14 protein-coding genes are annotated in these 11938 nt (G+C 71.7%); 10 read left to right on the top strand and 4 right to left on the bottom strand.

Annotated elements, in window-relative coordinates; genetic code table 11:
• Positions 1-46 precede the first annotated feature (46 nt).
• Genes MUB56_RS21845 through MUB56_RS21825 form a run of 5 tightly spaced genes read left to right on the top strand, consistent with a single transcriptional unit; the run spans position 47 to position 3830 of the window.
• Positions 47-937, top strand: a complete 891-nt coding sequence (locus tag MUB56_RS21845) for an alpha/beta hydrolase (protein WP_244929116.1) — start codon at positions 47-49, stop codon at positions 935-937.
• A gap of 18 nt (positions 938-955) precedes the next feature.
• Positions 956-1684, top strand: a complete 729-nt coding sequence (recO, locus tag MUB56_RS21840) for a DNA repair protein RecO (RefSeq protein WP_244929115.1) — start codon at positions 956-958, stop codon at positions 1682-1684.
• A 34-nt stretch (positions 1685-1718) separates the two neighbouring features.
• Entirely contained in the window at positions 1719-2498 is a 780-nt protein-coding gene (locus MUB56_RS21835) for an isoprenyl transferase (RefSeq protein ID WP_244929114.1), read from the top strand.
• Between the two features lie 55 nt (positions 2499-2553).
• Positions 2554-2907 carry a hypothetical protein gene (locus tag MUB56_RS21830; RefSeq protein WP_244929113.1) on the top strand — a complete coding sequence of 118 codons (354 nt, stop codon included), beginning with the start codon at positions 2554-2556 and terminating at the stop codon, positions 2905-2907.
• Positions 2856-3830, top strand: coding sequence for an ATP-binding protein (locus MUB56_RS21825; RefSeq protein WP_244929112.1), 975 nt, complete (start codon positions 2856-2858; stop codon positions 3828-3830). Before MUB56_RS21830 ends, MUB56_RS21825 begins: the two co-directional genes overlap by 52 nt.
• A 7-nt stretch (positions 3831-3837) precedes the next feature.
• Here the strand turns inward: MUB56_RS21825 and MUB56_RS21820 are convergent, their stop codons facing one another.
• The 4 genes from MUB56_RS21820 to MUB56_RS21805 are packed head-to-tail and all read right to left on the bottom strand — an operon-like array spanning position 3838 to position 7103.
• The gene (locus tag MUB56_RS21820; RefSeq protein WP_244929111.1) at positions 3838-4239 is read right to left on the bottom strand and encodes a Fur family transcriptional regulator; all 402 of its coding nucleotides are present in this window, start codon (positions 4237-4239) and stop codon (positions 3838-3840) included.
• Positions 4226-5230 carry a metal ABC transporter permease gene (locus MUB56_RS21815; protein WP_348536700.1) on the bottom strand — a complete coding sequence of 335 codons (1005 nt, stop codon included), beginning with the start codon at positions 5228-5230 and terminating at the stop codon, positions 4226-4228. The genes MUB56_RS21820 and MUB56_RS21815 overlap by 14 nt, the downstream gene beginning before the upstream one ends.
• Positions 5227-6030, bottom strand: coding sequence for an ABC transporter ATP-binding protein (locus tag MUB56_RS21810; protein ID WP_244929110.1), 804 nt, complete (start codon positions 6028-6030; stop codon positions 5227-5229). The genes MUB56_RS21815 and MUB56_RS21810 overlap by 4 nt, the downstream gene beginning before the upstream one ends.
• Entirely contained in the window at positions 6027-7103 is a 1077-nt protein-coding gene (locus tag MUB56_RS21805; RefSeq protein WP_244929109.1) for a metal ABC transporter substrate-binding protein, read from the bottom strand. The genes MUB56_RS21810 and MUB56_RS21805 overlap by 4 nt, the downstream gene beginning before the upstream one ends.
• 92 nt (positions 7104-7195) lie before the next feature.
• Here MUB56_RS21805 and MUB56_RS21800 point away from each other — a divergent pair, with 92 nt between their 5' ends.
• The 5 genes from MUB56_RS21800 to MUB56_RS21780 all read left to right on the top strand — a co-directional run bounded on the left by MUB56_RS21800 (position 7196) and on the right by MUB56_RS21780 (position 11860).
• Positions 7196-7516: an antibiotic biosynthesis monooxygenase family protein gene (locus MUB56_RS21800; protein ID WP_244929108.1), complete on the top strand. Its 321-nt coding sequence runs from the start codon at positions 7196-7198 to the stop codon at positions 7514-7516.
• Between the two features lie 63 nt (positions 7517-7579).
• Positions 7580-8977: a glycine--tRNA ligase gene (locus MUB56_RS21795; protein WP_244929107.1), complete on the top strand. Its 1398-nt coding sequence runs from the start codon at positions 7580-7582 to the stop codon at positions 8975-8977.
• A 23-nt stretch (positions 8978-9000) separates the two neighbouring features.
• Entirely contained in the window at positions 9001-9690 is a 690-nt protein-coding gene (locus tag MUB56_RS21790) for a hypothetical protein (protein WP_244929106.1), read from the top strand.
• A gap of 37 nt (positions 9691-9727) precedes the next feature.
• The gene (dusB, locus tag MUB56_RS21785; protein ID WP_280637323.1) at positions 9728-10864 is read left to right on the top strand and encodes a tRNA dihydrouridine synthase DusB; all 1137 of its coding nucleotides are present in this window, start codon (positions 9728-9730) and stop codon (positions 10862-10864) included.
• Between the two features lie 144 nt (positions 10865-11008).
• On the top strand, positions 11009-11860 hold the full coding sequence (locus MUB56_RS21780) for a hypothetical protein (protein WP_244929105.1): 852 nt from the start codon (positions 11009-11011) through the stop codon (positions 11858-11860).
• Positions 11861-11938 lie beyond the last annotated feature (78 nt).

The following is an 11938-nucleotide window of genomic DNA, read 5'->3' as shown; positions in this document are numbered from 1 at the left end:
TCCCATCGCGGAGCCTCCGCCGTGCAGGCGGACTAGATTGCGGTCCATGTTGGTCTCGGAGCGGATCGGGCAGCTCTTCGTGGAGAGCGAGGCGGGGCGCGACCGCCTCGAGTACACCGAGTACGGCGCGGGCGACGCGTGGGTCGTCCTGCTGCACGGCCAGCTGATGCCGCGTCGGATGCACCAGCCCCTGGCCCGTGCCCTGGCGGCCCAGGGACTGCACGTCGTGACCCTCGACCTGCTGGGCCACGGCCGCTCGGACCGGCCGGCCGACCCGCACGCGTACTCGATGCACGCCTGGGCCGAGCAGGTCCTGGCCCTGCTCGACCACCTGGGCGCGGCCCAGGCCGTGGTCGGCGGCACCTCGCTGGGGGCCAACGTCTCCCTGGAGGTGGCGGTGCTGGCCCCGGAGCGGGTGCGGGGGCTGATCGCCGAGATGCCGGTGCTCAACAACGCCCTCGAGGCGGGGATCGTCGCGTTCGGGTCGCTGCTGCTCGCTGCCCGGTTCCTGCCGTTCACCGTCGACGGCGTCCGGCTGCTGACCCGGCCGGTGCCCCGCGGGATCGTGCCGTTCTGGGCGGGCATCGCGCTCGACACCCTCGACCAGCGGGCCGACTCCGTCGCCGCGGTCGTGCACGGCCTCTTCTTCGGCCGGGTGGCGCCGTCCTCGCGCCAGCGCCGGGCGATCACGGCTCCTGCCCTGGTGGTCGGGCACCCGGCCGATCCGATCCACCCCGCCGCCGATGCGGCGATGCTGGCCGAGGAGCTGCCCAACGCCACCTTCCTGCGGGCGCGCAGCATCCTGGAGTGGCGGCTCCGGCCCGAACGGCTCGACCGGGCCGCCGCGGGCTTCGCGCTCGGCTGCTGGCACACACCGGCCGTGGCGCGTCGTACGACCGGGCGTCCTTCGGGGCGTCGCCGCCGCAGCGACGGCTGAGCGACGCACAATGGGGGCGTGCCTCTCTACCGCGACGAGGCGATCGTGCTGCGCACCCACAAGCTGGGGGAGGCCGACCGCATCATCACCCTGCTGACCCGCCACCGCGGTCGGGTCCGTGCCGTCGCGAAGGGGGTACGCCGGACGACGTCCCGCTTCGGCTCCCGCCTCGAGCCGTTCACGCACGTCGACCTCCAGCTCGCGGAGGGGCGCAACCTCGACACGATCACCCAGGCGGAGACGCTGAGCCTCTTCCACGCCGGGCTCGGACTCGACTACGACCGCTACACCGCCGGCACGGTGATGCTCGAGACCGCCGAGCGGCTGGTCTCGGAGGAGAAGGAGCCGGCGCTGCAGCAGTTTCTGCTCCTCGTCGGCGGGCTGCGGGTGCTGGCCTCGGGGGAGCGTGGCCCGAGCCAGGTGCTCGACTCCTACCTGCTCCGTTCGCTCGCGGTCGCCGGCTACGCCCCGACGTTCCACCACTGCGCCCGGTGCGGCCTGGAGGGCGAGCATCGCTGGTTCAACCACTCGATGGGCGGGGTGCTGTGCGCGACCTGCCGGGTGCCGGGCTCGGCGAGCCCCGCTGGGGAGACGCTGCTGCTGATGGGCGCGCTGCTCGCCGGTGACTGGCCGACGGTGGAGCTCGCCGAGCCACGGCATCTGAAGGAGGCGAGCGGCGTCGTGGCGGCGTACCTCGCCTGGCACCTGGAGCGGAGCCTGCGCTCGCTGGCCTACGTCGAGCGCTGAGGTGGGCCCGGCACCGCGCCACTAGGCTCGCACCGTGAAGCGCCAGGTCCGACCGCCCACCCCGCACCCGTCGGGAGCCACCCCGCCCCCGATCCCCAAGGAGCTGGTGCCCCGGCACGTCGCGGTCGTGATGGACGGCAACGGTCGCTGGGCCAAGGAGCGGGGTCTGCCGCGCACCAAGGGCCACGAGCAGGGCGAGAGCTCACTGTTCGACGTGGTCGAAGGGGCGATCGAGATCGGGGTGAAGGCGGTCTCGGCGTACGCCTTCTCAACCGAGAACTGGAGCCGCTCGCCCGACGAGGTGCGGTTCCTGATGGGCTTCAACCGCGACGTGATCCGGCGGCGCCGCGACGAGATGCACGAGCTCGGCGTCCGGGTCCGCTGGGCCGGACGCGCACCGCGGCTGTGGAAGTCGGTCATCAAGGAGCTGCAGGTCGCCGAGGAGCTCACGAAGGACAACGACGTCTGCACGCTGACGATGTGCGTCAACTACGGCGGTCGGGCCGAGCTCGCCGACACCGCCCGCAGCATCGCCCGCGAGGTGGCCGCCGGCCGGCTGAACCCGGAGAAGATCGACGAGAAGGTCTTCGCGCGCCACCTCTACGTGCCCGAGCAGTCCGATGCCGACCTGGTCTGGCGCACCTCGGGGGAGCAGCGGCTCTCGAACTTCATGCTGTGGCAGGCGGCGTACAGCGAGTTCGTCTACTCCGACGTGCTGTGGCCCGACGTCGACCGCCGGCACCTGTGGGCGGCGATCGACGAGTACGCCCGGCGTGACCGGCGGTACGGCGGGGCGGTTCCCAACCGGGCCTGAGCGAACTCTGCCAGGCTGGGCCCCGAGGGGGTGGCGGGTGTCGGATCGTCGCGGGGTGGCCGCCTTCCTGCGCGATTGGGGCACGGCCGACGCCGACGATCCGCGTGTCCTCCAGGCGGCCTTCACGCTGCTGGTGGCCATCGACCTGACCTTCCGGATGCGGGGCGGCGCCCGCTACGACCTGGTGTCGTGGCCGGTGTTCGCGGCGGTGCTCCTGGTGCTGGTCACCACGGTGACGATGGTCGTGCCCTGGGATCGGGTGCCACGGGAGACGATCGCGGTGCTCGCCGTCCTCGACATCGTCGTGGTGGGCACCTGCCGGCTGAGCCCCGAGGGCAGCGCCTGGCCATCCTGGTCGTGCTGCCCGCCCTCTGGCTCGGCCGCTTCGGCGCGCTGCGCGGCGCGGTGATCTGCGGGCTGGCCGTCGCGCTCTTCCAGGCGCTGCCGGGTCTGCTCTACCTCGGGGCGAGCGGCGCCAACCTGTCCCGCTCGGTGCTCCCGGCCATCGTCGCGGTCGGCGTCACGGTCGCGGGCGCCTCGGCACAGCAGACGATCCAGCACCAGCAGCGGATGTCGAGCGCCATCTTCGACACCGTGGACGTCGGGCTGGTGCTGCTCTCCCGCGCCGGTGCTTACCAGAGCATGAACCGCCGCCACGAGGACTTCATCCGGCTGGCCTACCCCGACGGGCACGGGGGGATCGCGGGCCAGACCGGTGAGGTGTACGCCGAGGACGGCAGCACCCTGCTGGCACGCGAGCTGACACCGACCTTCCGGGCCATGAGCGAGGAGGAGTTCGACGACTGCCGGATCTGGGTCGGTCGCGACCCGCGGACCCGCCGGGCCCTCTCGGTCTCGGCTCGCATCGTGCGCGAAAGCGGGGTGTGCGACTCGGTCGAGGCCGCCAGTCCGGCCGCGGAGGCGGCGGGCGTGACGCTGCACCTGCTGGCCCCCGCCGTCCTGCCGATGTACGCCGATCCCCGCCGGCTGGGCCAGGTGGCCGACAACCTGCTGTCGAACGCCGTGAAGTACAGCCAGCGCGGCGGCCGGGTGGACGTGACGTTGACCGTCGACGGCGACCGCGCGCAGCTGGAGGTCCGCGACACCGGCATCGGGATCTCCTCGGCCGATCGCGACCGGCTCTTCACACGCTTCTTCCGCTCCCGGCTCGCCGAGGAGCGCTCCATCCCGGGCGTGGGTCTGGGGCTGAACATCACCAAGCAGATCGTCGAGGCGCACGGAGGGCGGATCGAGGTGGAGAGCGTGCTGGGCGCCGGCAGTGTCTTCCGGGTCCGGCTCCCGCTGGAGGAGCCGCTCGCGCCTCAGCTGTGATGTCAGGTCAGGCGCAGCTCGGGCAGGTGCCGAAGATCTCCAGGGTGTGGCTGACGTCGACGAAGCCGTGCTCGGATGCGATGGACCGGGTCCACCGCTCGACGGCGGGCCCCTCGACCTCCACGGTCCGTCCGCAGGATCGGCACACCAGGTGGTGGTGGTGCGTGTCGGAGCAGCGGCGGTAGATCGCCTCGCCGTCCTCGGTGCGCAGCATGTCGACCTCACCGGCCTCGGCCAGCCGCTGGAGGGTGCGGTAGACGGTCGCGAGGCCGACGGTCTCGCCCCGCTCACCCAGCAGCTCGTGGATCTCCTGCGCCGAGCGGAAGTCCTCGAAGGACCCCATCGCCTCGACGACCGCGAGCCGCTGCCGGGTCGGTCGCAGGGGCGGGTTCGTCTCAGTGCTCGTCATAGTGCCTCCCGTGGATCGCGTGCCGGTGGCCGTCGTGGACGTAGTCGACGTGGTCGCCGTGCGGGACGGCCACGTGGCCGCAGTCCCGGCCGTGCTCGTGGGCGTGCTCGCCGCAGACCTCGTGGGCCTCCGGCTCGACGGCGGGGAACGGGGTCCGCAGCCGGGCCCGGCGCCGGAAGACCATGCCGACCGGCCAGGTGGCGGCGAAGCACCCCAGCGCGAGCAGCACGATCGTCGGCCCGGGAGCGACCGTCAGGTCGCGACTCTCGGAGAGGTACGCCGACACGAGCAGCCCGCCGACCCCCGATCCGGCGCCGACGACGACCGCGCCGACGATCGTCGCGCGGAAGGACCGGGCCAGCTGCTGGGACGCGGCGACGGGCACGATCATCAGCGCCGAGACCAGCAACAGCCCGACCGTGCGCATCGCGACGGTGACGGTCACCGCGGCCAGCACGGCGACGAGCAGGTTGTAGGCGCGCACGTTCAGCCCGGCGACCCGGGCGAAGTCCTGGTCCTGGGCGACGGTGAACAGCTGGGGGAGCAGGCCGACACCGAGCAGCAGGATCACCAGGGCCAGGGCGAGGGTGAACCAGATGTCGGCCAGCGAGATCGAGGTGATCGAGCCGAACAGGTAGCGCTGCAGGGTCGCGCCGCTCTGGCCGGCCAGCCCGGTGATCATCACGCCGCCCGCCAGACCGCCGTAGAAGAGCAGGGCGAGCGCGAGGTCGCCGCTGGTGTGGCCGCGGTCGCGGATCATCTCGATGGCGATGGCCCCCAGGACCGCGACGACGACGGCGGTCCAGGTCGGCGCGACACCGGTGAGCAGGCCGAGCGCCACCCCGGTCACCGCGACGTGGCCCAGACCGTCGCCGAGCAGGGCCAGGCGTCGCTGGACGAGGTAGGTGCCGATGACCGGGGCGGCGAGGCCGGTGACGAAGGCCGCCAGCAGCGCTCGCTGCATGAAGGGGTAGCTGAGGAGGTCGATCACCAGGTCACGTCCTCGCTGTGCGGATCGGGCGTCCGGTCCAGGGGCGCGACGACACCGGGATGGTGGTCGTGACGGCCCTCGTGGGGGTGGTGGTGGCTGTGGGCGTCGTCGACGGCCAGCGGCGGGCCGTCGTACACGAGACGACCGTCGCGGAGCACCACGGTGCGGTCGACCAGCGGCGCGAGCGGGCCGAGCTCGTGGGTGACGAGCACGATCGTGCTCCCCGAGCGGGAGAGCGCGGCGAGGGCCTCGGCGAGCGCGTGCTGGTTGGGCAGGTCGACGCCGGCGGTCGGCTCGTCGAGGAAGAAGAGGTCGGGCTCGCCGGCCAGCGCCCGGGCGATCAGCACCCGCTGCTGCTGGCCGCCGGAGAGCGTCGCGACGTTGTCGCGGGCCCGGTCGGCCAGGCCGACCAGGTCGAGCGCCGCGGTGACCGCGGCCCGGTCGGCGCGGCTCTGGGGGCGCAGCAGCCGGCGCCGGGTCAGCCGTCCCGAGGCCACCACCTCCGCGACCGAGGCGGGTACACCGCTGGCGGCGCTGGTGCGCTGGGGGACGAACCCGAGGCGGTGCCAGTCGGAGAAGGACTCGAACGGGGTGCCGAAGAGCTGCAGCGAACCCCGCGACAGGGGACGCAGGCCGGTGAGCGCACGCACCAGGGTCGACTTGCCGGAACCGTTCGGGCCGAGCAGCGTGACGAACTCACCGGAGCGGACCGTCAGGTCGATCTGGCGCACCACCGGCCGCCCGGCGATGGCCACGGCGCCGTCGGAGAGCTCGATCACGGGCGGGGTCGCGCCGCTCAACAGCGGTTCGCCTCCTCGAGCTTGGCGAGGTTGTGGCGCATGAGAGAAAGGTAGTCCTCGTCCGCGGTCTCGTCGGTCAGTCCCTCGACGGTGTCCAGCACCTCGGTGCGGACCCCGACGTCGGAGGCGAGCGTCTGGGCGCTCTTCGCGCTGACCAGGCTCTCGGAGAAGACGGTGGTGATGCCGTCGTCCTCGATCAGGTCCTGCAGGTGGACGAGGGTGGCGGGGCTCGGCTCGGCGTCGGGGGAGATGCCCGTGATCGACTCCAGGTGCAGGCCGTACTTCTCGAGGTAGCCGAACGCGTCGTGGTTGGTGACGACCGTCGTGATCGCGCAGTCGCCGAGGCCGGTGGCGTACTCCTGGTCCAGTGCCTCCAGATCGGCGCGCAGGTCGGCGGCGTTGGCCTCGAAGGTCTCGGCCCCGTCGGGGTCGATCTCGGCCAGGCGCTCGGCGATCGCGTCGCCCAGGTCGGCCATCCGCAGCGGGTCCTGCCAGAAGTGCGGGTCGTCCTCGCCGTGGTCGTGACCCTCGTGCTCCTCGTCGGAGTGCTCCTCCGCGGAGTGCTCCTCCGCGGAGTGCTCCTCGTCGGCGTGCTCCTCCGCGGAGTGCTCCTCGTCGGCGTGCTCCTCCGCGGCGTGCTCCTCGTCGGCGTGCTCCTCCGCGGCGTGCTCCTCGTCGGCGTGCTCCTCGTGGCCGTGACCGTCGTCGAACGGGAGCAGGCCGACCACGGAGGCGGCGTCGAGCACCTCGCCCTCGGCGACCTCCTCGGCGGCGTCGTCGATGCTCGGCTGGAGCGAGCCGACGTACACGAGCAGAGCGGCGTCGGCGACGACGGCGGTCTCCCGCAGGTTCAGGGTCAGGTCGTGCGGCTCGCCGCCGGGGGTGGTGAGGTTCGTGACCTCGAAGGCGTCGCCGGCGACCCGGGCGGCGACGTACTCCAGCGGGTAGAGGCCGACCGCCACGGTCCGGGAGTCCACCGCCCCTGCACTGCTGTCGGTCAGCGCGGCACAGCCGGCCAGGGAGAGCACGACGGCGACGGCGAGGCCGGAGGAGAGGAGACTGGCGAATTGCATGAGAACGATTCTCACAAGTATTGAGAATCGTTGTCAAACTGAGTGCCGGCTCGGGGATCGCTAGTTCCGGCGGTGACCACTAGGCTGGCGCGGTGCTGGTCGTGAACAGGTTCCGCGTGCCCGAGAGCGAGGCGGCGTCCTTCCGGGCCGACCTCGAGACCGCCCGGGCGACGCTCGCGGACCGCCCCGGCTACCTGAACGGCACCATCGGGCGCAACCTCGACGAGCCGGCCCTGTGGGTGCTGACCACGACCTGGGAGCACGTGGGCGCCTACCGCCGCGCGCTGTCGTCGTACGACGTGAAGCTGTACGCCGTACCCCTGCTCGGCCGGGCTCTCGACGAGCCGAGCGCCTACGAGCCCGTGGAGCCCGGTACCGACCTCAATGTCCAGGCGTCCCGGTCGCTAGGCTGATCGTTCGTCCCTGAAAGAGGCCGGCAGCCAGCCGACCGACCACCAGCACAGGAGCTGAACCCCGTGGCCAAGCCGCCCGCAACCACCGTCGACCACGTCGTCTCCCTCGCGAAGCGGCGAGGCTTCGTCTTCCCCTGCGGCGAGATCTACGGCGGCACCAAGTCGGCCTGGGACTACGGCCCGCTCGGGGTGGAGCTGAAGGAGAACATCAAGCGCCAGTGGTGGCGCGCGATGGTCCAGGCCCGCGAGGACGTCGTCGGCCTCGACTCCAGCATCATCCTGCCGCGTGCGGTCTGGGAGGCCAGCGGCCACGTCGAGACCTTCAGCGACCCGCTCACCGAGTGCCAGTCCTGCCACAAGCGCTACCGCGCCGACCACCTGCAGGAGGAGTACGCCGAGAAGAAGGGTCTCGACGACCCCGACGCCGTCGACATGGCCACCCTGGCCTGCCCCAACTGCGGCACCCGCGGCGCGTGGACCGAGCCGCGCCAGTTCTCCGGGCTGCTGAAGACCTACCTCGGCGTGATCGAGGACGAGTCCGGCCTGCACTACCTGCGCCCGGAGACCGCGCAGGGCATCTTCGTCAACTTCGCCAACGTCGTGACCAGCTCGCGGCAGAAGCCGCCGTTCGGCATCGCCCAGATCGGCAAGAGCTTCCGCAACGAGATCACCCCCGGCAACTTCATCTTCCGCACGCGTGAGTTCGAGCAGATGGAGATGGAGTTCTTCGTCAAGCCCGGCGAGGACGAGGACTGGCACCAGTACTGGATCGACGAGCGCACCAAGTGGTACGTCGACCTCGGCATCGACCCCGACAACCTGCGGCACTATGAGCACGCCCAGGAGAAGCTGAGCCACTACTCCAAGCGGACCGTCGACATCGAGTACCGCTTCCGGTTCGCGGGCTCGGAGTGGGGCGAGCTGGAGGGCATCGCCAACCGCACCGACTTCGACCTGTCGACGCACGGCAAGCACTCGGGCACCGACCTGTCGTACTTCGACCAGGCCAACAACGAGCGCTACACGCCGTACGTCATCGAGCCGGCCGCCGGCCTCTCGCGCAGCCTGATGACCTTCCTGGTCGACGCCTACACCGAGGACGAGGCGCCGAACACCAAGGGTGGCGTCGACAAGCGGACCGTGCTGCGTCTCGACCCGCGCCTGGCGCCGGTCAAGGTCTCGGTGCTGCCGCTCTCGCGCAACGCCGACCTCTCGCCGAAGGCCAAGGCCCTCGCGACCGAGCTGCGGACGAACTGGAACGTCGACTTCGACGACTCCGGCGCGATCGGGCGTCGCTACCGCCGCCAGGACGAGATCGGTACGCCGTTCTGCGTCACCGTCGACTTCGACACCCTCGAGGACGACGCCGTGACCGTCCGCTCGCGCGACTCGATGGAGCAGGAGCGGATCCCCCTGGCGGGGATCGCCCGGTTCTTCGCGGAGCGGCTCGTCGGCTGCTGAGTCCTGCCATGCACAATGACTGGATGCTGAACCGCGCCACCACCGGCCTCGTCTCCGCGCTCCTGGGCACCGTCCTCGGTGCCGTCCTGCTGACGGGCTGCTCCGGCGACTCCGACAGCGGGTCGGAGAAGGACTCGTCGGACGCCTCGACGTCCGCGTCCGCCTCGGCGAGCTCCCTGCCCGTCCCGGACGGCGTCGAGCTCACCGAGCAGGGCAGCGAGCTGGCGGTGGGCGACACCGCGACGCTGGCCTGGGAGCCGCGCCAGGGCAGCGTCGGCGTGATCGACGTGCGGGTGGACCGGCTGGAGAAGACGTCGTTCACGCGGTCCTTCGCCGGGTGGCGGATCGACGAGGCGACCAAGCAGACCCGGCCGTACTTCGTCCGGGCGACGATCACCAACACCGGCGAGACGGATCTCGGTGGTCGGCGGGTCCCGCTGTACGTCGTCGACGGCGAGAACCGGCTGGTCGACTACTCCGGGTTCGGCAGCTCCTTCACCACGTGCCCGAGCACGGACTTCCCGGAGCCGTTCGCGCCGGGGGCGAGCGCGGAGTTCTGCCTCGTCTACCTGGTGCCGGACCGGGGCGGGCTGACCGCCGTCAGCTTCCGCCCCACCCAGGACGTCAACCCGATCACCTGGACCGGCGAGCTGACCCGCCCGGAGCCGGTGCGCGCCAGCAAGAAGAAGAAGGACGAGAAGCCGGGGTCCTGATTTCGTCGGGGACCGCCCCCGACGGGAGAATGGGCCCGTGCCCCCGCCCACCTCGCTGACCCTCGGGTCGCTGCGCGTCGACACCCCCGTGGTGCTCGCCCCGATGGCGGGCATCACCAACGCGGCCTACCGCCGGCTCTGCGCCGAGCAGGGCGCCGGCCTCTACGTCTGCGAGATGATCACCAGCCGCGGACTGGTGGAGGGCGACCAGCACACCAAGGACATGCTCGTCTTCGACGAGCTGGAGACGGTCCGTTCGGTGCAGCTCTACGGCACCGACCCGGTCTACGTCGGCAAGGCGGCCGAGATCCTCTGTGCCGAGTACGGCGTCGCCCACATCGACCTGAACTTCGGCTGCCCGGTCCCCAAGGTGACCCGCAAGGGTGGCGGCGGCGCGCTGCCGTGGAAGCGCGGGCTGCTCGGCGAGATCCTCGAGCACGCGGTCGCCGCGGCCACGCCGTACGACGTCCCGGTGACGATGAAGACCCGCAAGGGCATCGACGACGACCACCTGACCTACCTCGACGCCGGCCGGATCGCGCAGGAGACCGGCTGTGCCGCCATCGCGCTGCACGGACGGACCGTCTCGCAGGCCTACTCCGGTGCGGCGGACTGGGACGCGATCTCGGCGCTGGTCGCCCACGTCGACATCCCGGTCCTCGGCAACGGCGACGTGTGGGAGGCGGCCGACGCGCTCCGGATGGTCGAGCAGACCGGTGCGGCGGGCGTGGTCGTGGGACGCGGCTGTCTCGGCCGGCCGTGGCTCTTCCGCGACCTGGCCGCCGCGTTCGGGGGGCAGCAGGTGGCGACCCTCCCGACGCTGGGCGAGGTGATCGCGATGATGCGCCGGCACGCCGAGCTGCTCTGCCAGCACATGGGGGAGGAGCGCGGGTGCAAGGAGTTCCGCAAGCACGTGTCGTGGTACCTCAAGGGCTTCGCCGCGGGCGGCGACCTGCGCCGCTCGCTCGGCCTGGTCGAGTCGCTCGCGAGCCTCGACGTACTGCTCGCCGACCTCGACCCGAACGAGCCGTTCCCGCTGTCCGCGCTGGGCACGCCACGCGGTCGCCAGGGCTCGCCGCGCTCGCGGGTCGCCCTGCCTGAGGGCTGGCTCGACGACACCGACGGGACGGGCCAGCACGTGCAGGAGGAAGCCGGGGAGACCACCGGGGGCTGAGTCGCGGGTGACTCGGAACACCCGAGTTTTCCGGGCCGTCTTTGGGATACCTGACCGGGCCTGTGGTTTAGTCGTCAACCGAGCCGGACCCGTCACTCTTCGGATCCGGCCGTCCCCTGTCAGCAACAGCAAAGGATCGACGCTGTGGCAGTACATCGCCACAAGCGGGAGACCAATGCCCGCCGCTTGCCCCGTGCCGCGCTTGTCGCCGGCCCGCTCGCCGTCCTGGCGACCGCCTCCGTGGTGACCCTCGGCGTCTTCGCCAGTGATCCCGCGACCCGAGACCTGATCGCCGCAGACAGTGCCTCGGCCGGGCTCTCCGCCGCCGTACCACCGCGCCAGCAGGTGATCTCCCGCAGCTCCGCCCGGTCGACGATCGAGCCGCTGTCCAAGCAGGAGCGGGTGACCGCCCCGGCTGCCACCCGGCTGGCCGTCCGCAAGGCGGACACCAAGCTGTGGACCAGCGAGGCCCTCAACCTGTGGAACGAGCCCGGCGAGGACGCCCGCCAGGTCGGGGAGCTCGAGCCCGGCGAGAAGGTGCTCGTGACCGGCCGGTCCCTGGACGGTCGGGTCGAGATCGTCGTCGACGGCGCCGCGCGCTGGGTCACCGACGGCTTCCTCTCCGAGGAGAAGCCGTTCGCCCTGGGCGGCGACTGCACGAACGGCACCTCCGTGGCGTCCGGGGTCAGCCCCAACATCGTCAAGGTGCACGAAGCGGTCTGCGCGGCGTTCCCGGACATCTCGACGTACGGCACCTTCCGCGGCGACGGCGAGCACTCCCAGGGCCTCGCGGTCGACATCATGGTCAGCGGTGGACGCGGCTGGCAGGTCGCGGAGTTCGTCCGCGACCACTACAGCGACCTCGGCGTCAGCTACCTCATCTACTCCCAGAAGATCTGGTCGGTCGAGCGGTCCGGCGAGGGGTGGCGCGGCATGTCCGACCGCGGCTCCACCACCGCCAACCACTACGACCACGTGCACGTCACGACGTACTGACCCGGGCCCGTCCGGGCGGTCGGGTCGATGACGTTCGTCGGGACGTCATGCGACCTGGGTGTCCGGTGACCCGTTTGG

This window comes from Nocardioides sp. W7 (assembly GCF_022919075.1).
Lineage (GTDB): Bacteria > Actinomycetota > Actinomycetes > Propionibacteriales > Nocardioidaceae > Nocardioides.
The sequence above is the reverse complement of the archived record's forward strand: the minus strand, read 5'-3'. Positions and strand labels throughout refer to the sequence as shown.